General features: G+C 62.0%; 20 protein-coding genes. 7 read left to right on the top strand and 13 right to left on the bottom strand.

All coding sequences use genetic code 11. The features are described 5' to 3' along the window. The first annotated feature begins 289 nt into the window (after positions 1-289). Positions 290-2029: a methyl-accepting chemotaxis protein gene (locus FY550_RS01925; protein ID WP_070981195.1), complete on the top strand. Its 1740-nt coding sequence runs from the start codon at positions 290-292 to the stop codon at positions 2027-2029. Between the two features lie 56 nt (positions 2030-2085). Here FY550_RS01925 and FY550_RS01920 read toward each other — a convergent pair whose 3' ends face one another. The 11 genes from FY550_RS01920 to FY550_RS01870 all read right to left on the bottom strand — a co-directional run bounded on the left by FY550_RS01920 (position 2086) and on the right by FY550_RS01870 (position 16770). After that, the gene (locus tag FY550_RS01920) at positions 2086-3435 is read right to left on the bottom strand and encodes an adenosylmethionine--8-amino-7-oxononanoate transaminase (protein ID WP_070981841.1); all 1350 of its coding nucleotides are present in this window, start codon (positions 3433-3435) and stop codon (positions 2086-2088) included. A gap of 5 nt (positions 3436-3440) precedes the next feature. Next, the gene (gene bioD / locus FY550_RS01915; RefSeq protein ID WP_070981193.1) at positions 3441-4157 is read right to left on the bottom strand and encodes a dethiobiotin synthase; all 717 of its coding nucleotides are present in this window, start codon (positions 4155-4157) and stop codon (positions 3441-3443) included. Continuing rightward, positions 4154-5002, bottom strand: a complete 849-nt coding sequence (gene bioC, locus FY550_RS01910; RefSeq protein ID WP_084388268.1) for a malonyl-ACP O-methyltransferase BioC — start codon at positions 5000-5002, stop codon at positions 4154-4156. The genes bioD and bioC overlap by 4 nt, the downstream gene beginning before the upstream one ends. Continuing rightward, positions 4999-5775 carry an alpha/beta fold hydrolase gene (locus FY550_RS01905; RefSeq protein ID WP_070981190.1) on the bottom strand — a complete coding sequence of 259 codons (777 nt, stop codon included), beginning with the start codon at positions 5773-5775 and terminating at the stop codon, positions 4999-5001. The genes bioC and FY550_RS01905 overlap by 4 nt, the downstream gene beginning before the upstream one ends. Next, entirely contained in the window at positions 5768-6976 is a 1209-nt protein-coding gene (bioF, locus tag FY550_RS01900) for an 8-amino-7-oxononanoate synthase (protein WP_199287834.1), read from the bottom strand. Before bioF ends, FY550_RS01905 begins: the two co-directional genes overlap by 8 nt. After that, complete coding sequence (gene bioB / locus FY550_RS01895; RefSeq protein WP_070981188.1) at positions 6973-8043, bottom strand: biotin synthase BioB; 1071 nt, start codon at positions 8041-8043, stop codon at positions 6973-6975. The genes bioF and bioB overlap by 4 nt, the downstream gene beginning before the upstream one ends. Before the next feature lie 152 nt (positions 8044-8195). Next, on the bottom strand, positions 8196-10538 hold the full coding sequence (locus FY550_RS01890; protein ID WP_070981185.1) for a putative bifunctional diguanylate cyclase/phosphodiesterase: 2343 nt from the start codon (positions 10536-10538) through the stop codon (positions 8196-8198). Positions 10539-10939: 401 nt separating this feature from the next. Continuing rightward, positions 10940-12079: an ArsO family NAD(P)H-dependent flavin-containing monooxygenase gene (locus FY550_RS01885; protein ID WP_199287833.1), complete on the bottom strand. Its 1140-nt coding sequence runs from the start codon at positions 12077-12079 to the stop codon at positions 10940-10942. Continuing rightward, a complete protein-coding gene (locus FY550_RS01880; protein ID WP_149054319.1) occupies positions 12076-14364 on the bottom strand; it encodes an ATP-dependent DNA helicase in 2289 nt (762 codons plus the stop codon). The genes FY550_RS01885 and FY550_RS01880 overlap by 4 nt, the downstream gene beginning before the upstream one ends. Beyond that, positions 14361-16046 carry a VRR-NUC domain-containing protein gene (locus FY550_RS01875; protein ID WP_070981181.1) on the bottom strand — a complete coding sequence of 562 codons (1686 nt, stop codon included), beginning with the start codon at positions 16044-16046 and terminating at the stop codon, positions 14361-14363. The genes FY550_RS01880 and FY550_RS01875 overlap by 4 nt, the downstream gene beginning before the upstream one ends. 70 nt (positions 16047-16116) lie before the next feature. Beyond that, positions 16117-16770, bottom strand: coding sequence for a hypothetical protein (locus tag FY550_RS01870; protein ID WP_070981179.1), 654 nt, complete (start codon positions 16768-16770; stop codon positions 16117-16119). A gap of 182 nt (positions 16771-16952) precedes the next feature. On the opposite strand from FY550_RS01870, the gene FY550_RS01865 reads away from it, so the two are divergent. Continuing rightward, positions 16953-17204, top strand: a complete 252-nt coding sequence (locus FY550_RS01865) for a CsbD family protein (protein WP_070981177.1) — start codon at positions 16953-16955, stop codon at positions 17202-17204. 163 nt (positions 17205-17367) lie between these two features. On the opposite strand, the gene FY550_RS01860 is transcribed toward FY550_RS01865, so the two are convergent. Beyond that, a complete protein-coding gene (locus FY550_RS01860; protein ID WP_070981172.1) occupies positions 17368-17565 on the bottom strand; it encodes a CsbD family protein in 198 nt (65 codons plus the stop codon). A gap of 352 nt (positions 17566-17917) precedes the next feature. Here FY550_RS01860 and FY550_RS01855 point away from each other — a divergent pair, with 352 nt between their 5' ends. Next, positions 17918-18193, top strand: coding sequence for a hypothetical protein (locus tag FY550_RS01855; RefSeq protein ID WP_070981169.1), 276 nt, complete (start codon positions 17918-17920; stop codon positions 18191-18193). A gap of 41 nt (positions 18194-18234) precedes the next feature. Here the strand turns inward: FY550_RS01855 and acuI are convergent, their stop codons facing one another. Next, positions 18235-19221, bottom strand: coding sequence for an acrylyl-CoA reductase (NADPH) (acuI, locus tag FY550_RS01850; protein WP_070981164.1), 987 nt, complete (start codon positions 19219-19221; stop codon positions 18235-18237). 285 nt (positions 19222-19506) lie between these two features. Between acuI and FY550_RS01845 the strand changes: the two genes are divergently transcribed. Genes FY550_RS01845 through lysC form a run of 4 tightly spaced genes read left to right on the top strand, consistent with a single transcriptional unit; the run spans position 19507 to position 20837 of the window. Continuing rightward, a complete protein-coding gene (locus FY550_RS01845) occupies positions 19507-19728 on the top strand; it encodes a hypothetical protein (RefSeq protein ID WP_070981159.1) in 222 nt (73 codons plus the stop codon). Next, positions 19725-20213, top strand: a complete 489-nt coding sequence (locus FY550_RS01840; RefSeq protein WP_070981157.1) for a lysozyme — start codon at positions 19725-19727, stop codon at positions 20211-20213. Before FY550_RS01845 ends, FY550_RS01840 begins: the two co-directional genes overlap by 4 nt. Next, positions 20210-20650: an Rz-like lysis system protein LysB gene (gene lysB / locus FY550_RS01835; RefSeq protein ID WP_070981155.1), complete on the top strand. Its 441-nt coding sequence runs from the start codon at positions 20210-20212 to the stop codon at positions 20648-20650. Before FY550_RS01840 ends, lysB begins: the two co-directional genes overlap by 4 nt. Next, entirely contained in the window at positions 20559-20837 is a 279-nt protein-coding gene (gene lysC / locus FY550_RS17200; RefSeq protein ID WP_407657374.1) for an Rz1-like lysis system protein LysC, read from the top strand. Before lysB ends, lysC begins: the two co-directional genes overlap by 92 nt. The last annotated feature ends 544 nt before the right edge of the window (positions 20838-21381 follow it).

The following is a 21381-nucleotide window of genomic DNA, read 5'->3' as shown; positions in this document are numbered from 1 at the left end:
GCTCAGTGTCGGTGATCCCCCAGACCGGTACAAACCGGATTACGTGCCCCTGCGCGCGCAGGGAGCCATGTCTGCTCATTGTGACGGTGCTGGGCCATCTTTTTTTATTCCATTTTCTTTATTTAAAATAATTTATTATAACCATGAATAAAACCTTCCCTAATTATCCTTTGCGATCCGCCGATATTGATCACAGCGGCGAATGGCTTTCCTCCCCCGACGAAACACATTCAAGGCCGTCCTCGGTTGCCATAACGGCAATCACCCGCACTCAGGGAGAAAACTCGACATGTTCGGTCTGAATCGAAGCGTCAAGGCCCGGCTGGCGGCCAGCCTGGGCCTCTGTATTGTGCTGCTCATCGTAGTGGGCTTCATGGGCCTGATGAGCACCCGCAACTCTCAGGAAGCCCTTGAAAACATCAGTCAGAAAAACGTCAAACCACTCACAGCACTGGCGGAAGTCCGTTCCGAGCTGCTGCGCTCCTGGGTGCGCATCGTGGCCCAGCAGGCGGATCGCGACAGTTCTACGGTCAACGAGCTTCAGCAGAAGCTGGATCAAAGCAACAGCCGGATCGATACGGCCTGGCAAAAGTACAGCACCGGGATCCAGTCCGAGCGGGAAGCGGCCGAAGCCAACGCACTGCATGAACACATGGTAGAGCTGCGCAACAGCATCGAGCGCAATGTCTCGCTGATGGCTGCCAACGATTTCGATGGGGCACGCCAGCACTCGATTGACACACTCAGCACCCAGTACAACCAGCTGGCCCAGGATATCGACGCCCTCTTTCAGACCAACAACCGACAGGCTGATACCAGCTTTCAGCAGAGAAGCCAGGCTTATGCCACGACCCGCAATATCGTGATCGGTGTCATCGCACTGTCGGTGCTGCTGGCCATGGCCCTCGCCTTCTGGCTGATTCGCGGCATCATGACCCCGCTGGGCAAGGCTCAGGAAATGGCCCAGTCGCTCTCCGAGGGTGATCTGACCTCGCGCATCGACATCACCTGCAGGGATGAATTCGGTGACATGCTGCGCTCGCTGGATGCCATGCGCCATCGCCTGACCGAAGTCGTCACCTCGGTACAGCGCAATGCCGGCTCGGTGCAGATCGCCAGCCGTGAAATCGCCAGCGGCAACGACGACCTCAATCAGCGGACCCAGAGTCAGGCTGCCAATCTGGAACAAACCGCCGCCTCGATGGAAGAGATCACGTCCACCGTACGTCAGAATGCTGATAATGCCGCTCAGGCGGACACCCTGGCACGCAATGTCAGCGAGCGGGCTCGCGAAGGGGGCAATGTCGTTTCGCAGGCCGTCTCGGCGATGGGCGAGATCAATACGTCGAGTCAGAAGATCGCCAGCATCATCGGCCTGATCGACGATATCGCCTTTCAGACCAACCTGCTGGCACTCAACGCGTCGGTTGAAGCGGCGCGCGCAGGTGAACAGGGTCGCGGATTTGCCGTAGTGGCCGCGGAAGTGCGCAATCTCGCCAGTCGCAGCGCCGATGCCGCCAAGGACATCAAGGCGCTGGTAGAAGAGAGCGTCAGTCGGGTGGCTACCGGCACCGAGCTGGTCAATCGCTCGGGTCAGACCCTTGAGCAGATCGTGACCAGCGTCAAGCAGGTGACCGATCTGGTGGGAGAGATTGCCGTCGCCAGCCGTGAGCAGTCCACCGGCATCGATCAGGTCAACACTGCCATTACCGAGATGGACAGCGTTACCCAGCAGAATGCCAGTCTGGTCGAAGAAGCCAGTGCAGCCAGCCGTTCACTGGAACAGCAGGCCGAAGCGCTGATCCGCGAGATCGCCTTCTTCAGGCATGCAGAAGAGGTGGGACACCCGCAGCCGCCCCGCGCAGCACAGCCGACTCAAACACGCGCGAAACAGACCACGAGTACACATGCACCGAAGCCGGCCACCAGCCACTCGGCACGCGCTACCAGCCATCACTCGGCCAAAGCCAGTGCTCCGGCCCCGCGCAACACTTCGCACTCTGAAGTCGAGGAGTGGGAATCCTTCTGATTCCATTAAGCTTCCTGGATTCGGCCGCCCCCTGGGCGGCCTTTTTTTATTCTCCTTCAATCACGGGTAGCAATCTCCAGCCCTTCCCGGGTGACCTCAGCCAGAAAGTCGATCTCACCGGGCTCGATGACGTAGGGCGGCATCCAGTAGATCACATTCCCCAGCGGGCGCAGCATCGCCCCACGCGACATGGCATGGCGGAACACCCGCACTCCCCGGCGCTCACGGAAGTCGTAGGGTTCGAGTGTCGCCCTGTCCCGTACCATCTCGATGGCTACCACCATGCCGGTCTGGCGCACGTCGCCCACATGCGGATGCTCCCGCAGCGGCGCCGTCACCTGCTCGATATGATCAGCCTTCTCGCGATTGGCCTTGATCACATTGTCCTGCTCGAAGATATCCAGTGTCGCCAGCGCGGCGGCACAGGCGAGTGGATTGCCGGTGTAGCTGTGCGAATGCAGAAAGGCCCGCAGACTCGCATAGTCATCGTAGAAGGCGTCATAGACCTCATCGGTGGTCATCACCACCGACAGCGGCAGATAGCCGCCCGTAATTGCCTTGGAGAGGCAAAGATAGTCGGGCCGTACGCTGGCTTGCTCGCAGGCGAACAGGGTGCCGGTACGACCGAAACCGACCGCGATCTCATCGAAGATCAGCTGTACGTTGTAGCGATCGCAGGCTTCGCGCAGCCAGCCAAGATACTCGGGAGGATACATCCGCATGCCCCCGGCGCACTGGATCAGCGGCTCGACAATCACGGCTGCCAGCTCATGATGATGGCGTTCCAGCGCCGCCTCCATGTGGGCGAACTTCTCCCGCGCCTCGGCCACCCACTGCTCGCGCGGCAGGCCGAACCCATCCGGGGCCGGCACCTTGAGCACATCCAGCAACAGTGAGCGATAGGTCTCGGTGAAGATCGCCACATCCCCGACCGACAGCGCGCCCAGGGTCTCACCGTGATAGCCGTTGGTGATGGTCAGAAAGCGCCGTTTCTCCGGCCGCCCGACGTTGTACCAGTAGTGGTAGCTCATCTTGAGCGCGATCTCGACCGCCGCCGAGCCGTTGTCGGCATAAAAGCAGTGCCCCAGCCCCACAGGCGTGAGCTGGCCCAGCCGCTCGGAGAGCTCGATCACCGGCTGGTGGGTAAAGCCCGACAGGATCACGTGCTCCAGCGAGTCGAGCTGGGCGCGGATGCGGTCATTGATGCGCTCGTTGGCGTGACCGAAGATATTGACCCACCAGGAGCTGATGGCATCGAGGTACTGGCGGCCATCGAAGTCCTCCAGCCAGACCCCGCGGCCGCGCCGGATTGGCGTCACCGGCAGTGTTTCATGGTCCTTCATCTGGGTGCAGGGATGCCAGAGGCTGGCGATATCGCGCTGCATCCACGCATCGTTGTTGCTCATCGGTGTCAGGCCCAATCCATCAGTTCATCGATATCGAGATAATCGGCCACCCGCTCGGGCTCGGGATCGGCCAACCGGGGTACCACGCCCAGGCAGGGTGCCCGGCCCATGGCATGGTCACGGTCAAGGCCCAGCCAGTGCTTCAGAGTGTCGAGGTTCTCCGCGAGCCGGGCTGTGTCACCCTCGATGACATTGGCTACCCAGCCGGCCACACGCAGTCCATCGCGCTCGATCGCCTCCAGCGTCAGTCGGGCATGACTGATCGCGCCGAGTCGCACCCCCACCACCAGCACCACCGGCAGTGCCAGCGCATGGGGCAGTTCACAAAGCGACTCATGCTCGTTGAGCGGTACCCGCCAGCCACCGGCACCTTCGATCAGGGTGAGATCTGCCTGACGGGCCAGCAGTGTGCGCATCGGCGCCGCCAGCGCGCTCACCGTCAGTTCGATGCCCACTTCCCGGGCGGCAATATGCGGGGCAATGGCCGGTTCGAGGGCCACCGGATTGATCATCTCGTAAGCGAGTTCGGGCCGGCATTCGCGCTGCAGGGCAAGTGCATCGGTATTACGCAACCCGTGCGGAGTGCGCGTACAGCCCGAGGCCACCGGCTTGCCGGCCGCGGTGCTCAGGCCACGACGGCGGGCTGCCGCGAGCAACCCGGCCGCGATCACGGTCTTGCCGGCATCGGTATCGGTGCCAGTCACGAAAAAGGCCCGCTTCATGGGTTGGGCTCTCCCCCGGACTCAGCAGGCACGCCATCCGGCTTTTGCATCATCACCTGTGCCACCCGATAGGTGGTCGGCAGTCCCGCGTCGGTGCGAAAGGCCTCGATCGCTCGTTCGAGCCGGGCAAAGCGTTGCCGACCGGTCAGCCCGCTGGCACCGCGGCCGGCCACGGTATTGGCCCCGACGGCCTTGAGTGCGCGCATCAGCTCGGCCAGATTCGGATGAAAGGTCTGGTGATCGCTTAGCGTTACCCCCTGACAACGCATTGATGAGGCCTGCAGATCGCCATGGAGCCTGTCGGGGGGCACAAATGCATTGACGTGAGGGGCGCTGTCCAGTGCCCGCCAGGCCCTTTTCAGCTCGAACAGGCTGCCCTCGCAGAGAGTGGTAAAGCACAATCGACCACCTGGTCGCAGTACCCTTTCGGCTTCGGCCAGGAAAGGGGCCAGTGATACGCACCACTGCAGCGCCAGACTCGATATCAACAGATCAGTGCTCCTGGCAGGCAGTGGCAGCGCTTCTGCGGCGCCGGCTCGCCAGTCGATCGGCAACGCGGCATGGCGGTTCCGGGCGACGCTCAGCATCCCTGGCGCCGGGTCCACGCCGATTAACGCCGCCCCCGGAAAGCGCTGCTGCAACCGTGCGGTGACATAGCCGGTGCCACAACCCACATCGACGATGGTGGCCGGCACTCGTCCGTCGTCGATATGCGCCAACAGCCGATCGGCAACCTCACGCTGCAGCGCAGCCGCTTCATCGTACTGTCCGGCGGCCTGCGAGAAGCGGGCGCTCACCTGTTGGTGCGCTGCACCAGTCGTCTCGGGTTCCGCATTGGATATCAAGTCGGTGTACTCCGGCTGCGCCGGGGCACCGCGTGGCGGCCAATGAACTCGGCCATCAGCCCGGCAGTCTCCTCGACCCGTTCAATCGGAAAACCGTGACCGGTCTCGGCCAGCAGCCGGGTCTCCCCTGTCGGCGGCAGACGCTCAGCCAGCAGCACCCGGGCCGCCTCGGGGACCAGCACGTCGTGCTCGCCGAACAGGTGCAGCTGAGGGACCTTCAGTCGTGCCGGCACATCGCGCAGATCGAGCTGTTGCAACAGCGCCAGTCCCGCTGCGGCTTCATCGCTCGGCGTACGCCGTAGCGCGTTAAGCAGCTCGCGTCCGAGATGGCGGGCATCATGACTGCCCCTGGCGCTCAGGGCGGCGAAGCGCTCGAAGGCCTCCCCCGGCGACGCGGCCAGCCGGGCACGGAAGTCCTCGAAGGTGTGGCGCGCCATCGCCGCCGACCAGCCCGGGCGGGTGATGAAGCTGACATTGCTGCCGAGCGTGATCAGCCCCCGCGCACGCGCGCCGCGCCGATCGGCCAGCGCGGTCGCCAGCATGCCGCCCAGGGACCAGCCCGCCAGCCAGGTGTGATCGGGCAGCTCGGCATCGAGTGCCTCCAGCCACACCTCACGGCGGCGGCTGGTGAGCGCCGGGTAGCGGGCGCACTCGACCGTCAGCCCGGGGGCGTGCTGCTTGATGGCACGTGCCAGCGGCATCAGGGGGTCCGGGCCGAGGGCCCAGCCGGGCAGCAGAATGAGTTTCTCGTGATTGCGCTCAGGTTCAGCCATGGGTCAGCTCCCGGGTTCGACAGTGGCATTCCAGTGCTGACAGTAGTCGATCAAGATCGGCGTGGGTGTGCGCGGCCGAGAGAGTAATCCGCAGCCGGGCACTGCCCCGGGGTACTGTGGGCGGGCGAATCGCGGTACACCACACCCCCTCGTCTGCCAGCCGGCGGGCCAGTGTCAGCACTTCGGCTTCACCGCCCCGGCCAACCAGCAGCGGCTGAATCGGTGTGTCGGAAGGCATCAGCCGAATCCCCGGCAGGCATTCGGCGGCGCGGCGAAACGCGCCAATCAGCGTTTGCAGATGGGCGCGGCGTTCGGGCTCGTCGCCCACGATATCGAGCGCGGTCAGGGTGGCCCCGGCCAGCGCCGGTGACAGGCTGGTGGTATACACATATGGGCGGGCGAACTGGATCAGCGCCTCGACCAGGGTCTGGCTGCCGGCCACAAAGGCACCCTGGGTGCCCAGCGCCTTGCCGAGCGTGCCCACCAGCACCGGCACCTCATCGGCCGACACTCCCTGCGCCTCAAGCGTGCCGGCACCTCGCGCGCCCAGTACGCCCAGTCCGTGCGCATCATCGATCATCAGCCAGCCACCCCGGGCGCGACATTGCCCGGCCAGCGCCATCACATCGGCGCAATCGCCCTCCATGCTGAAGACTCCGTCGCTGACCACCAGCCGGGCGCGCGACGGGTCGAGTTCGGCCAGCACCCGCCCGGCGTGTGCCGGATCATTGTGGTCAAAGCGATGCAGCCGGGCGCCGGCCAGCCGGGTACCATCGAGCAGCGAAGCGTGATTGAGGCGATCGTGCACCACATGATCGCCCCGCCCCATGAGCGCCGCGATGGTGCCGATATTGGCCTGATAGCCGCTTGAGAACAGCAGCGCCCGCTCACGGCCTGTCCACCACGCCAGCCGCTGCTCAAGCATTTCGTGCGGCGTCAGATGGCCGCTGACCAGATGCGAGGCGCCGCCGCCCGTACCGAAACGCCGGGCGTTCTCGGCCAGTGCTTCCCCCAGACGCGGATCATGGGCCAGACCGAGATAGTCATTGCTGCAGAAGTTCACAACGTCGCGGCCGTCCACGCGAACATGCGCACCGGCTCGATCCGCCGTGCGCCGCTGCCGGTAGCGCGCCTGCGCATGACGCTCGGCCAGCCGGGGCGCCAATGCGGCGTCCAGGTCGGTATTGCCGCTCTCCCTCATGCCCGAGCCATGGCGTCGGTCGTCATCGCCCGGATGCGCGCCCGCTCGAGTTGCTCACCGATGGCAGCCTCGTGGGTGGCATCGTCGACATCTTCGCGCCGCTCCGGGTAGAGCCCGAGGCGTTCGAACAGATGCTGATCATGGGCCGCCTGCGGGTTCTGCGCCGTCAGCAGCCGCTCCCCGTAGAAAATCGAGTTGGCGCCAGCGAAGAAGGTCAGCGCCTGGGTTTCGTCGCTCATCAGCTCGCGACCGGCGGCCAGCCGCACGTGTGACCCGGGCATCAGAATGCGGGCCACCGCCACGGTACGCACGAACGCCAGCGGATCGAGTGCCTCGACCTCTGCCAGCGGCGTACCTTCGATACGGATCAGCATGTTGATCGGCACACTTTCGGGATGTACCGGCAGATTGGCGAGCTGCTGCAGCAGTCCGGCACGGTCGGCGACCGACTCACCCATGCCGAGAATGCCTCCCGAGCAGATCTTCATGCCGGCGCGGCGGACATGATCCAGCGTATCGAGCCGCTCGGCATAGGTGCGGGTGGTGATGATCTCGCCATAGTACTCCGGCGAGGTATCAAGATTGTGGTTGTAGTAATCGAGCCCGGCGTCGGCGAGCTGCTCGGCCTGCTCATGGCTGAGCATGCCCAGCGTCATGCATGTCTCCAGCCCCATCGCCCTTACGCCGCGCACCATTGCCAGCACATACGGCATATCGCGCTGATGTGGATGGCGCCAGGCGGCGCCCATGCAGAAGCGGGTCGCGCCGACCGCTTTCGCCTTGCGGGCCTCTTCCATCACCGCCTCGACCTGCATCAGCTTCTCCCGGTCGAGACCGGTGTTGTAGTGAGCCGACTGCGGACAATATTTGCAGTCCTCGGGACAGGCGCCGGTCTTGATCGACAGCAGTGTGGAGATCTGGACAGCGTTGGGATCGAAATGGCGGCGATGCACTGACTGAGCGCGAAACAGCAGGTCGTTGAATGGCAGGTTCAGTAGCGACTCGATCTCATCGCGTCGCCAGTCATGACGGCAGGTATCGTCAACTTCGGTGCCAGGCTCGAACATTATCTGTTAACCATTTACGGGTCGATGGGTTGCCAGTAGCGTGCCATCGCCATTGGTTAACTTCAAATAAATATAAAAGTTGACAACGGATATCGTTCCATCGCGTCCGCGTCACGTGTGCACGGTAGCCGGAGTTCACTGAAAGCACTGGCTCATGTCACGGTCTGATCGGACAGTATCACCGGATGATTCTGATTATGTTCGATCCAGCCGGGGACGGCTGCCGCTGCCAGCGGTCGCGAGATCAGATACCCCTGCAGATAATTGCATCCCAGCTGACTGAGCAGGGTTCTGGAAGCCGCTGTTTCCACGCCCTCGGCGACGACCTCCAGGCCCAGGTTATGGCCGAGCTCGATGGTCGAACGGACGATGATGCGATCCTCTTCACGCTCATCGAGTTTGAGCACAAAGGATTTATCAATCTTGAGTTCCCGCACCGGCAGGGTGCGCAGCTGGGAGAGCGAGGAGTAGCCGGTACCGTAATCGTCAATGGCGATACGGACACCGGCCAGGCGTAGCCGCTCAAGCACGGAAACGGCCAGCACCGGATCCTGAATGATGGTGCTCTCGGTCACCTCCAGCGTCAGTTGGTCGGCGGCGACATCATGCGTGGTCAGTGCTCTTGTCAGGCGCTCGGAGAGGGCTGGATCGACCACATCGCGGGCAGACAGATTGATAGCCACTCTCACTCGGTGGCCCAGAGCATTCCACTCGGCCAGCTGATGACATACCGTTTCGATCATCCACTGCGACAGCATCGTCATGTGACCGAACTGCTCGGCCAGGGAAATGAACTCATCCGGTGGAACAAAACCGAATTCCGGATGCTGCCAGCGCATCAGCGCCTCGAAACCGGTCAGCCGACCGGAATGCGCGGCAATCTGTGGCTGATAGACCATGAACAGCTGCTGCTCGGTCACGGCACCCTGCAGATCACGCACCAGCTTCAACTGTCGCTGTTGCAGTTCATCCTGCCCCTCGACATAACGCAGGTGATGACGGTGGGAGCGATGCGCCATCGACATGGCGATTTCGGCACGGCGCAGCAGCAGCCACGCATCATCCCCATGGCGCGGTGCATTCACCTCACCGATCGCAAACACCGGACGAATGGGTGAACCATCGAGGTCGATCGGTTGGGAAAGCGCGCCGACCAGATCGGCAAGCCAAAGCGCTTCGACATGCTCGGCATTCAGTATCAGCAGGAACTCATCGCCCCCGATGCGATAGGCCTGATGCAACGGTGGCGGCAACGCCTGCAGCCGTTGCGACAGTGCCAGCAACACCCGATCCCCCATATCGAAGCCGAAGGTATCGTTGATATGACGAAAGCCGCTGATAGCCAGCCGCAGCAGGGTGAAGGCGTGCTTCTGACACACGAAGGTATCAATATCCTGTTGTGCACAGGTTCGATTGGCGAGATGGGTCAGCTCATCGTGACGCGCCCGGTAGAGCAGGGAGTTTTCACGCGCATCGAGATCATCCTGCATCCCTTCCAGAGTGGCGGCCAGCAGACCAATGCTCCCCCGTTCACGGATCGGCATGCCGCGAAACCGCTCTCCCTGACCGATGCGCCGGGCCGCATCGGCCAGTTTCACCAGCGATCGCGCCAGGCTGCGCGCACTAAGCGCGACAGCAATCACGATCAATATCAGGCTCAGTATTGAAATCACCAGCAGTTGCCAACCCAGCTGATGGAACATGGCCAGCAGTTCACCGCGCGGACGCTGGACCACCGCATGCACCTGACCACCGGGAGCAGTCTCCAGCAGCGTCGCACCCGTTAGCCAGTCGTCTCCTGTATCGAGCTGCTGGCGTCCCGGATCGCGGCCGCTGCTCAGTGCCCGATGCAGCTGTTCGAGCCGGTCAGCGCCAGCCGCTTTCAGTGCCCCCGATACAAAAGCCATCTGCGGGCTGGAAGCACTCGTCACGAAACTCACTGACAGCCGGGTCAGGTGGGCGATCCTGCTTGCCAGCTGATCGTCGAGCAAAAAGCCCATGCCTACCCAACCGATCGGGCTGGGGGTCCTTACCGGCAACAGGATGAACTGATACGGCGCCCCATCCTGCAGCAAAATTCCTTCCGCCTGCCCATGCTGCCAGGCCTGTTGCCAAAGCGGCGTAGAGAGCAGTGCCGTACCCGGTGCCAGATGACTGCCCGCCATGATCTTGCCAACAGCGTTGATCAGCACGGCCCTGTCGGCACCCACACGCTCGCCCCGGTCTGCCAGCATGCCAGTCAGCGCAGCGGTATCACTGTTCTCCAGCGCCCTGCGAAAGCCGGCGTCACTTGAGAGCATGGCCAGTTGATCGCGCAGCTGTCTGCTTCGCTCCTCGATCAGCTGACGCGTGACCGCCAGGCCGACATCGAGCTCTCGTTTACCCCTGATCAATTCATCCCGGCGGATGGCATCCAGTGTGGCAATGGCCATCATCAGCTGAGCCACGATGACCACGCTCAGCATGGTCAGTAGCAGACGGCGGCGGAATGACATCAGAATGCCATCCGATCAGACAGCACCTGCCAAAAAGGGCGCACCTTTGTGGCGTGCCCAACAGAGGCCAATGACAGGGCATACACCTGATGGCCGATCATCATGGCAGCCAGGTTCGACACGATAGCCAACAGGCCCGACCCCAGGAGGGGAAGTAACAGGGCAGGACACTTGACCGTGACCATGATGAATGTCTCGCAGGTTCGACAGCGAATCACACACAGGCAGTCGTCGGGCGATGCCTTTCGCACCCGCTATCTACGAGGCGCATGGGCACATGCAGAAGTCACGACGGCCGAGCTTGCGGGTTTTCCAGAGAGGATCACCACTGCGTTATTGATCGGCACCAGAGCCCCTGTCTTTAACCGAAAGCGCCCTCACCTTCAGAGAGATACAAGCCTTCAGCGAGCGTCAGTCAGATGCTGGGTGCGAGAGCGCACACGCCTGGCCTCGAGCAGCCGTGCCACGCCTTCGCTTGCCTGACGCGCATTACGCATGACGCCCATCAGCGTGGCCGAGGCAAATCCGGTCCAGTTGCCATGCCCGACCAGCCAGAGCCGGGGCTCAACACACGACCGGTTACCCTCGACGGCCACTCGGCCCTCGGCATCCTGCACTCCCAGACCCGCGAGATGGCCCAGCGCCGGGCGAAACCCGGTACACCAGATGACATCGTCGATCGCCTCCTCACGACCATCCGGCCAGACCACGCCATTGGCCGTGAAGGCGCAAAACGGACGTACGCTGTAGAGCCATCCCCTTTTCAACGCTTCGCGGACAGCCGGCGTCTGTACGATATCCCCCAGTCCATAAGCCGTTTCATCGTTCGCCTCCCCGGCCTGGCGGGCACGCCAGAGGCGACTGGCGCGTTCGAAGAGGACGCGTCCATCGACTGATTCGGGCAGAAATCGCGGCGGCTCGAACGTGACCCAACTGGCCCGTGCCACCGGGGCCAGCTCCGCCATGAGCTGGGCACCGGAATTACCGCCACCGACCACCAGCACCCGCCGATCGCGGAACCGTTCAGGGCGGTCATAATCGACGGTATGCCACTGGCAACCGTGAAATACACTCTGGCCGGGATAAGCGGGAATATATGGATGACGCCAGCTGCCGGTGGCGTTGATGATGGCCCGGGCGCGAATTTCCCCGTGATCGGTTTCCAGGTGCAACCGTCGCGGCCCGGCAGTGACATTACGTACCGTGACCGGTCGTCTGACGGGCAGTTGGTAGCGCTGCTCATAGTGGCGCAGATAATCGATGACTTCGTCACGATGCGGCCACTGTGAGCCCTGTTCCGGCATCCGCCAACCCGGCAGTGAACTCCAGCGCGCCGGCGAAAAGGTGCGCAGCGAGGCCCACATATGCTGCCAGGCACCGCCGCCTGCGATTTCACTGTCGAGAATCACGAAGCGCAGGTTGTAACGGCGCAGGAAGTAGCCACAGGCCAGCCCGGCCTGGCCGCCACCGATGACCACCACATCGACACTCGGGATGGCGCGGAACTTGCCTGATATCCGTGGTGTCTTCGTGGCACTCATGATCGTGACCACCAGCCCGGTAGCAGCGTTCGAATTTCGGGGCGGCCAAAGCGGTCATCGATCAGATGAATCACGCCTCGATCCTCCTGGGTACGAATCACCCGCCCGGCCGCCTGGATGACGCGGGTCATGCCCGGATAGAGATAGGTATAGCGATAGCCATCCCCGAATAGCGCAGCCATGCGCGCCTTCATCTGCTCATTGACGGCATTCACCTGCGGCAGGCCAAGCGTGGCAATAAAGGCGCCGATCAGCCGTTCGCCGGGCAGATCGATCCCCTCACCGAAGATACCGCCCAGTACCGCGAAACCGATCATGCCGCTCTGCTCGCCGAAACGGTTCAGAAAGTCACGTCGCGCCTCTTCACTCATGCGCCGCGACTGAACGTGCAGCGGCAGCTCCGGCGCTCGATCACGCAGCGTCGCCACCACCTGTTCGAGATAATCGAAACTGCTGAAGAAAGCGAGATAGTTGCCCGGGCGCTGCCGATACTGCGCCGCAACAAGCTCGGCAATCGGGACCAGTGACGCTGCTCGGTCGCGGTAACGGGTCGAGATATGTGCATCGATATGAAGTTCGAGCTGGTCGCTGGCAAAGGGCGAGGCCATTTCCAGCCAGGGAGTCTCCCCGGGCAGCCCCAGCAGGTCACGATAATAGTGTGCCGGGCTTAGCGTGGCAGAGAACAGTACGCTCGACCGAGTCGCAGCAAAGCGTGGTGCCAGCAGTGGCCCGGGCACCACATTGCGCAGGCAGAGTCGCGAGGCGACCCGTCCCGTGCGCCCCGGTATACGAGTGAGATCGCAGAGAAAATGCTCATCGAAAAGCTCGTATACCCGCGCCATGGCCAATGCATCGAAATAGAATTCAAGCAGTGCACTGTCGAGCCCCACCGGCTGTTCGACCATGTGGTCGTTGATCGCCGAGACCGCCCGGGCCAGGGCATCCATCAACCGGCCAGGCGGCGTTTCCAGTACCTGGTAATCGCTGTCATGGTGATCATCGAACACCTCTGCGTTGAGTTCCCGCCAGCGCCGCGCCACTCGGTCCAGCGGTTTTTTCAGCATCGGCGGCGCCTGGCGACGCATCGTCAGAAAGCGCGTCTGATCCATCTCTGCGCTGTACATCCCGCGCCCGCGCTCTACCAGATTGTGTGCCTCATCGACCATCAACCCGACCTGCCACTGCTGCTCCACACTCAGCGCATAGAGCATGGCGCTGGCATCGAACCAGTAATTGACGTCACCGATCAGCATATCCGACCAGCGCGCCATCTCCTGGCCGAGATAGTACGGACACACCTCATGGGCCAGCGCGACCCGGCGCAGCGTGGTGTGATCCAGAAAGCCGGCTTCGACCGCTGCCTGTCGCGCCGCCGGCAGGCGATCGTAAAAGCCACTGGCGAGCGGGCATGACTCACCATGACAGGCAAGATGCGGGTTTTCGCAGGCCTTGTCGCGCGCAATCAGCTCCAGGGTACGCAGTGGCGTGGCCGGCACCGATGCGCCAAGCGTGGTCAGGGCATCGAGTGCCAGCTGGCGCCCGGTCGTTCTCGAGGTGAGAAAACAGAGCCGATCCAGCTGCTGGCCCGGCATTGCCTTGAGCATGGGAAAGAGGGTCCCCAGCGTCTTGCCGATGCCGGTCGGCGCCTGTGCCATCAGCGCCCGCCCGGTAGAAACGGCCTTGTAGACACTCTCCGCCAGCGCACGCTGCCCGTGGCGGAAGGTATCGTGAGGAAAAGCGAGCTGAGCAAGCCACGTCTCTCGCGCCTGGCGATGCGCCAGTTCCTGTGCTGCCCAGGCATGAAACGCTCGACATTGCTCGCTCAGAAATGCCGCCAGTGTTGCAGCCTCGAATGTTTCACTGATCACCGTTTCGCGCTGGCTGGTCACATCGAAGTAGACCAGTGCCAGCTCGATGTGTGGCAGGCCGCGGGTTTGGCACATCAGTGCCCCATAGACCTTCGCCTGCGCCCAGTGCAGTCGGCGATGATTCTCCGGCTGGTGCTCGAGATCACCCCGATAGGTCTTGACCTCCTCCAGCCGGTTCGCTTCAGCGTCGAACCCATCGGCCCGACCGCGTACCAACAGCGACTCGAACTGCCCCTCCAGGGTGATTTCGCGCTCGTAGCTCTCCCCCCGACGAGCGGCGACCACGCCATGACCGGCAATGCCCTCCTGGGCGGTAGGCGATGGTGTGAAACGCAAATCAAGATCGCCACCACGAGCGGTAAAGGCACAGAGCGCCCGCACGGCGACCCGATAAAGAGGTGTCTCGACCTCGCTCACGCGTTTACCCAGCGAACATGACAGACGCGCACCGGCATGGCGTGTCGGCGGCAGAAATCGATCCAGCGCCGTTGGTTATCCTGCAACCGATCACCCGGCCCCTTGACCTCGATCATCTCGTAGCCGGGTGTTTCATGTGTGAAGCGAATGAGATCGGGAAACCCGGCCCGATTGGGCCGAATATCCTGCAGCAGCCGTTCGAACCAGAGTCGCAGGTGCGCCGGCGGCAGGTGCGCAAGCGCTCGCTCCAGCAGAGGTTCACTCAATGCACTCCAGTGCACGAAGGGAGACTGTAGCCCCCACTTGCCGGCCAGGTTGGCACGAATGACCTCGCCCCATTCACCGTTGTCCAGTCGAGCGAGACAGCGTTCGAACAGCGCCGCCCGGCGTGCCCGGAACCCCGGCTGATGCAGATCCGCCGGTCCGGCGTGAAAGGGATGGAAGAAGGCACCGGGGACAGGCGCAAAGATCGCCTCCCAGCAGAGCAGACCGAACAGCGAGTTGACCAGGCTGTTTTCGACATAGTATACGGGGGCCTGATCGATATGGAGATGATCGCGCACCGCCAGCTCCACCGAGCCATGGGTTGGTCGTGGCAGCGTCAGTTCGAAGGCATCGATAGGTCCGGTTTCAGCGATGGGCAGCTTCGGCATGCCCAGCTGACGCCGCAGGCGAGGCATGATTCGGGCAAGCTGTTGAATCTCACTGTCGCTTTCCGGCTCGGCTTCGGCCTGCTCACCCAGCCGATGGGCCTGCTCAAAGGCCTTCAGCCGTTCCAGGGTGCGAATGCGGCGCAGCCGTGCATCAGGATAACCGCTCTCGGCATAGAGCGAGGCAGCCGTGGTGTAATCACCGGCGCGCTCGCTCTCCCGGGCCAGCCGGTAAAGCAGCCGGTCGCGTCGTCCCTGCAGCCAGACGTTATCATCCGGCACCGGCGGCACATCATCGGCAATGAGATGCGGTGCTTCGCCGTTTTCCAGTCGCTCACGACAACGATGCAGCTCGAGATAACCATCCACCGCCGCGCGCGAATGAAAGGCGCGTGACGCAGCTGTCAGTTCGACCGTCTCGAAGCGGTAGATGCCAAGATCGGCGAGAATGAACTCCGACCAGCTCTGGCGCAGATTGCCAAAGAACATCAGCCGCAGGCGCTCGCACAGAGGCATGATCGTCAAACGATAGAGCCGGTCCCCTTCGTCCGGTAGCCACTCGCCCAGTGAACGGGGCTCGACAAAATGCGCCTCGAGCTGCTCGAGCAGCGCTGCCTTGCGTACGCCCGAACGTTCAAGCCAGGGCCGAAAGGCACGCGTCAACTCGGCACGAGTGGTCAGTTCAAACAGGGCGGTCAGCTCAATGGCCGGTTCACGCTCGACCCAGCCATGCGCTATCAGCGATGCGCACGCGGCCTCGCTATCACCGATCTCGGTATACACCAGCTTCGAGCGGCGAAACAGTTCGCCCTTGCGCATTACCATGCGCACCAGCAGTGCCCGGGAGGCAAGCGGAAGCTCGGGGAAGGTGGCCAGAAAGGTCAGCTCTTCTGTAGTCAGCAAATCATGGTGATGCCGGCGCACCCAGTCGAGCACGCTTTCAAAGTTGACCAGATAATAAAACGGGTCATTCAGGGCATCGGCAATGACGAACCCGGAGGACGTATTGGCTGGCAGCGCGTGCGATTCCATGAGCTCATGATAGTGATGGTATCCGTTGCCGGAAACGGTATTTCCCGGGCTTGTGTGGCGGTCCGGGGATTCAGGAGGATGTCACCTTGCGTATGGCGTCCGTATCCTTTGCCAGCTGAGCGCGTACCAGCGCCGCCACCAGGCAGGGATAGTCCTGCTGATCGACCAGTCGGGCCAGCCTGTCAGCACTGGCAGGCAACTCGAGTTTCTCGGCGGCTTTCAGCGCAGCCTTGTCGGCAAAGGGATAAAACTCCTGCCAGACACCCTGCACCTCGCGCAGAAAGATCCCGGCGCCGGTATCGCCAATGCCCTTGAAACGCTTGAGCGCCTTCTGCACCTGTTGAACATCGCCATCAGCGTGCTCACGCAGCTTGCGCAGATCACCGCCATACTCCTCCAGCAGCTGGCGATTCATCTCGTCGAGCTGAGTGGCCGTCTTCTCATCTACCCGGGCGTAACCGGCATTATTGAGGGTCCTGGCTCGCTCTGACCAGCGGCTCTCGGCCAGCTTCTGCGGTGTGGTCCAGCCGGCACGCCCCAGCGCAATGGCGCCTCTCATGGCGATATCGGCCTGCACCGGGGCACTGGTCAGCAATGAAAAGCACAACAACCGAAACAGCGGCGATGGCGTATTGCGCTTCAGGTCGACCCCCAGTTCGGCGGCAAAGGTCCGTCCGTGGCGATCCATCAGCGCAGAGACAATGCGTTGCTGCTTGTCTGACATGATGAAAACTCCCGCAGCGTACGGGACAACCGACCATCGGCGCCCCTTTTCATCAACACTGGCAGGTCAACGACACAGATCAAACCAGGGTGCGCCGAAAATATTCAGGCAAAATACGCAATTTTGTCATAACCTGGGGGATGTAGACGTGGTCATTCATCCATTCACTGTCAGGAGACACCATGAACACGGATCAGCTCGAAGGTGAATCCCGGAACCTCGCCGGGCGGGCCCAACAGGCCTATGGCGAAGCCACCGATGACCACTCCGTGGAAGCGGAAGGTCGAGTGCGTAGCGCAGCCGGTCGCGCTCAGTCCCAGTATGGCGAAGCCATGGAAAGTGCGCGCGAGTATACCGCCGATCGTCCTTTCAACGCGCTGGCCATTGCCGCCGGAGTCGGTTTCGTGTTCGGCCTGCTGGTTGGCCGCAGCTGAAGCCCCGGAAGCCGAAAGGTTTCCGATAGACAAGGAGCCCGCCTGATGGCGGGCTCGCTTTTTATGCCCTGTTCGGCACGAACATCGCCCGCCGCGCCCATCGGAAGCCACGAGGCCCCGGCACGGGCAATGGGTCATTTCAAAAGTACCGAATGAGCAGGCGTTAAACGCTATCCAGAAAGCGATCCACTTCCTGCTCGGCTTCCTCCTGACTGAGCCCCTTCTCCTTGCGGAGGCGGGCGATGATTTCTTCTCGTTTGCCCTTGTCATAGACCGTATCGCTGTTGAGTACGACACCGATCTCTTCAAGGACGCGACCGGTCAGTTTTTTCTTGAGCGGTTTTCTGGATTCGCTCGACATGATGTGTGATCTCCCGATGGGTCATGACGCTGCATTGTCTATCCGAGCTTCGCACACCGCCATAACCTGGATTCACTCTGCCAGTTACCGGATTTTTCCGGCCGTCGCACCGTATGCCGCCCAATCGAAAATATCGACCGACCATGGAGCGCCCGGAAATATCCAGTGCGCGCTGTGCAGTACGAGCATTGGGACACCTGCCGGGCTCTTCAACGGCACAAGCCAACTGACGGCCGTCACCGCTACTTTTTTGACTTTCTAACCCATGTCATTTCACTGAACGGCCGGGAGACGCAGGCTGTCAGTTCAACCGACCCTGTGGTCGACTCATGGAAGAGTACGAGGTGTGCACATGGAAGCTTTTAACACTTCATCATGCGAGACGCTGAGACAGACGCTCAGCCTCGAGCGAGTGGCCGAAATCATCAATCAGGGCGGCACCCCCACCCATGAGCCTTATGAAGTCGCGGCTCACTTCGCTTATGAAGCCTCGTTGGCTGCCGGCCATTTGAGCGAAAGCAGGCTGACCGAACAGCTGACGACGCTGGCCGACCTGGGCGCGGATTTCGATCAGCCTGCCGCGCTCCGCGCTGCCAAGGCGATTGCCATGCACAAACTCAATATCTGAAGACCACGGCCGGGACACGCCCGCCTCCGGCCGTAGCCGTTTCACTGCTCGTCAATGCGCACGACCCTGCGGCCGCGGACTCGCCCGTCAATCAGGTCGGTTGCCGTATCGATGACCTCGGTGAGGCCGATTTCCTGACTGACCTCATTCAGCCGTTGCGGATCAATCGTCGTGGCAAGGCGCTGCCATGCCGTTATCCGGTCCTCACGCGCTCGCATGGCACTATCGATACCCACCAGCGTCACCCCCCTGAGAATGAAGGGCGCCACCGTGGCAGGGAAATCCATCCCCTGCGCGAGCCCACAGGCGGCCACGACACCATCGCGCTGCATGCCGGCGCAGACACCTGCCAGCGTATGGCTGCCCACGGAGTCGATGGCCCCCGCCCAACGGGCCTTTTCCAGCGGACGCCCGGGTTCGGCAAGTGTCTGACGGTCAATGACGTCAGCAGCCCCCAGCCGCTGCAGATACTCACGCTCGTCCACCCGCCCGGTGGACGCAATCACCCGATAGCCCAGCGTCGCCAGCAACATGATGGCGAAACTTCCGACGCCACCACTGGCTCCGGTGACCAGGATATCGCCACGCTCCGGAGTAACCCCCTGACGCTCCAGCGCCATGATCGAGAGCATCGCTGTATAACCGGCCGTACCGATGGCCATTGACTGATGCGGACTGAACGCCTGTGGCAGCGGTAGCAGCCAATCCCCGTCAACCCGAGCCTTTTCCGCAAGGCCACCCCAGTGCGACTCACCGACGCCCCAGCCATTGAGCAGCACGGCATCGCCGAGGCGGTAATCGGGATGGTCACTGCTCTCGACAGTGCCAGCAAAATCGATCCCGGGCACCATCGGGAAATCACGCACAATCCGACCACGGCCGGTAATCGCCAGTGCGTCCTTGTAATTGAGCGTCGAGTGCGTAATCCGCACGGTGACATCACCCGGCGGCAGTTGCGCCTCATCCAGCTCCTTCAGCTGACTGCGATAACCTGCTTCATCACGCTCGATCAGCACTGCCCGAAACATGTTCACCTCCCGACCAACCGATGATTGCCGACTCATTACCCTGGTGGGCCGTGGCAGAAAAAACAACCAACCTGTCGGCACAACTCCTGATCAACCGGCGATATGCCGAATTCCTGCCGCCTATCAACATAACTCCTTGTCGCAACAGGCGATTACGAACCTCCTGCGACACCCGCTTCCCATGGCAGGCATATACGGGCCAACGGTAGCGTAAGTCTGTCGGGCGCCGAATCTAATACCTTCGACTGACACTTCGGCACCATCAGCGCCAAAGCGGGAGGAAAAATGCCGTTGACGACACTGGTTACCGAAACCACCCGGGCCATCCCACCGGGACTTGTTTCCCTGCTGCATGCAGGGGGGATGACGCCGGCCGACTGGGTGAGCGTACTGACGCTGTGCTACCTGACGCTCCAGATCGGCCTGATTCTCACCAAATACGTGCATCGCTTTCAGCAATGGCGAGTGCAGAGAGGGCGACGCCATCATCGCCGGGAGGAAACATGAAAATCCCCCGACGACTGCTCGCTACCGGCTCGGCCGGCGCGCTCTCGATTGCAGCCGCGGTGGTTGGTTATTTCGAGGGCACCGAAAATACGGCTTATCTCGATCCGGTCGGGATACCTACCGTATGCACCGGCCATACCGGCGCCGAGGTCAGAGCGGGCGAGCGCCTCAGTGACGAACGCTGTGATGCGCTGCTGAAAGAGGATCTTGGCGAAGCCTTCACAGCACTCAAACGCCAGGTCGACCCGGCCGTGTATCGACGTATGCCGGAGAGTCGGCGTGCCGCACTGGCTTCATTCATTTTCAACGTGGGAGAAGGCAATTTTCGCAACTCCACCCTGCTGCGCAAGCTCAACGCCGGCAAACCCCGTGCGGCTTGTAATGAGCTGACGCGCTGGGTGCACGCCGGGGGCAGGACCCTGCCAGGCCTGGTCAGGCGCCGGCGGACCGAACGCGCCCTCTGCCTGAAGGAGCTTGAGCCATGACCCGCTATCTCGCTATTGGCGTCGTGATCCTGACGCTTGCGCTGAGCTGCTGGGCGCTCTGGGAACGCAGTGCCGCGGCCGCCGCACAGGTTGACCAGGTACGTCAGCAACTCATTCGCGAACAGGTCGAATCCCAGCGTCGCGAGTTGGTCATCGATGCCCTCTGGCACAACGCCAGACGACTCGAGAAACAGCGACAGCAGCTGGCCGAGCGTCGTGCCCAACTGGCACGCGTCGCCTCCGACCGCCTTGAACATATCCGGGAGTTACAGCATGAAAATGTCAAAATTCAGCAGTGGGCTGATCAGCGCCTGCCTGGTGGGATTATCCGGCTGCGCCAGCGAGATGCCGTCACCGGCGCCGACGCTTATCGTCAATCGCTGCGCGACTCCAAGCCCCTGCACGCTACCAGCCAGCCATCCGACGACCAACGGTGAGCTGCATCTTCAGCTGGAGCGGACCGAAGCGGCCTGGGCGCGCTGCGCGGCAGAAGTGGATGCCATCATTGCCTGTCATGGGGCGACAAACGCGCCACTGGACGAGGGTGCACCGGAAGATGGTTTACCAAACCGGCTTCAGAAGGCGGACCATAATGACGATACCTTGTCCGAGCCGACACCGTAATGCCGATTGCCCCCACCATAGACAGCCGGCATAAAAAAACCCGGCCTCGAAAGGCCGGGTCCCAACACTGTTGACGACAGGGGTATATCGACTCTTTCTGTTTAGTCCATGTTACGGAACCTGTCACCCTCCGATTTATTCAATAGAAAAAACAGCACCTCTTTTCAGCACAACCTTGTAGAAGAATTGAATGCGCTATACACTCTTTTCCGCCTTGAAGGGCAGCAAGCCCAGCCGTCGCTGATCATCCGTTTTAAGCGGATTGCACGGGCTCCAGGGATGGAGTCAGGGCAACCCCTCCCTATTGTCAACCATTAACAGAATTTTTACAGATTCGGAATGCACCCGCTCCGCTTATAGCACCCCTGTCTTCCATCGTTTTCATCGAACTTCCGCCAGGCCCTCTGTTCTGGAACTACAACCTCTGCCTCCAATGGGGAATGGTTCAGCTCGTCCGGCGCGCTATTCTGAACAAGCTGTGTAACGATCCATATCGCCGCCCCTCACGGGGCGGCTTTTTTACAGGATGGATCGAACGCAAAAC

Origin of the sequence: Kushneria phosphatilytica (assembly GCF_008247605.1) — a bacterium.
Lineage (GTDB): Bacteria > Pseudomonadota > Gammaproteobacteria > Pseudomonadales > Halomonadaceae > Kushneria > Kushneria phosphatilytica.
This window is presented reverse-complemented; position numbering and strand designations above follow the sequence as displayed.

Coding starts and splice junctions, on each gene's coding strand:
- bioB (WP_070981188.1), bottom strand. CDS start 8,043: ATGTTCGAGCCTGGCACCGAAGTTGACGATACCTGCCGTCATGACTGG.
- FY550_RS01905 (WP_070981190.1), bottom strand. CDS start 5,775: ATGGCTGAACCTGAGCGCAATCACGAGAAACTCATTCTGCTGCCCGGC.
- FY550_RS01890 (WP_070981185.1), bottom strand. CDS start 10,538: ATGTCATTCCGCCGCCGTCTGCTACTGACCATGCTGAGCGTGGTCATC.
- bioF (WP_199287834.1), bottom strand. CDS start 6,976: ATGAGGGAGAGCGGCAATACCGACCTGGACGCCGCATTGGCGCCCCGG.
- FY550_RS01870 (WP_070981179.1), bottom strand. CDS start 16,770: ATGTCAGACAAGCAGCAACGCATTGTCTCTGCGCTGATGGATCGCCAC.
- FY550_RS01865 (WP_070981177.1), top strand. CDS start 16,953: ATGAACACGGATCAGCTCGAAGGTGAATCCCGGAACCTCGCCGGGCGG.
- lysC (WP_407657374.1), top strand. CDS start 20,559: ATGCCGTCACCGGCGCCGACGCTTATCGTCAATCGCTGCGCGACTCCA.
- FY550_RS01875 (WP_070981181.1), bottom strand. CDS start 16,046: ATGGAATCGCACGCGCTGCCAGCCAATACGTCCTCCGGGTTCGTCATT.
- FY550_RS01925 (WP_070981195.1), top strand. CDS start 290: ATGTTCGGTCTGAATCGAAGCGTCAAGGCCCGGCTGGCGGCCAGCCTG.
- FY550_RS01860 (WP_070981172.1), bottom strand. CDS start 17,565: ATGTCGAGCGAATCCAGAAAACCGCTCAAGAAAAAACTGACCGGTCGC.
- FY550_RS01845 (WP_070981159.1), top strand. CDS start 19,507: ATGCCGTTGACGACACTGGTTACCGAAACCACCCGGGCCATCCCACCG.
- FY550_RS01920 (WP_070981841.1), bottom strand. CDS start 3,435: ATGAGCAACAACGATGCGTGGATGCAGCGCGATATCGCCAGCCTCTGG.
- acuI (WP_070981164.1), bottom strand. CDS start 19,221: ATGTTTCGGGCAGTGCTGATCGAGCGTGATGAAGCAGGTTATCGCAGT.
- FY550_RS01885 (WP_199287833.1), bottom strand. CDS start 12,079: ATGAGTGCCACGAAGACACCACGGATATCAGGCAAGTTCCGCGCCATC.
- bioD (WP_070981193.1), bottom strand. CDS start 4,157: ATGAAGCGGGCCTTTTTCGTGACTGGCACCGATACCGATGCCGGCAAG.
- lysB (WP_070981155.1), top strand. CDS start 20,210: ATGACCCGCTATCTCGCTATTGGCGTCGTGATCCTGACGCTTGCGCTG.
- FY550_RS01840 (WP_070981157.1), top strand. CDS start 19,725: ATGAAAATCCCCCGACGACTGCTCGCTACCGGCTCGGCCGGCGCGCTC.
- FY550_RS01855 (WP_070981169.1), top strand. CDS start 17,918: ATGGAAGCTTTTAACACTTCATCATGCGAGACGCTGAGACAGACGCTC.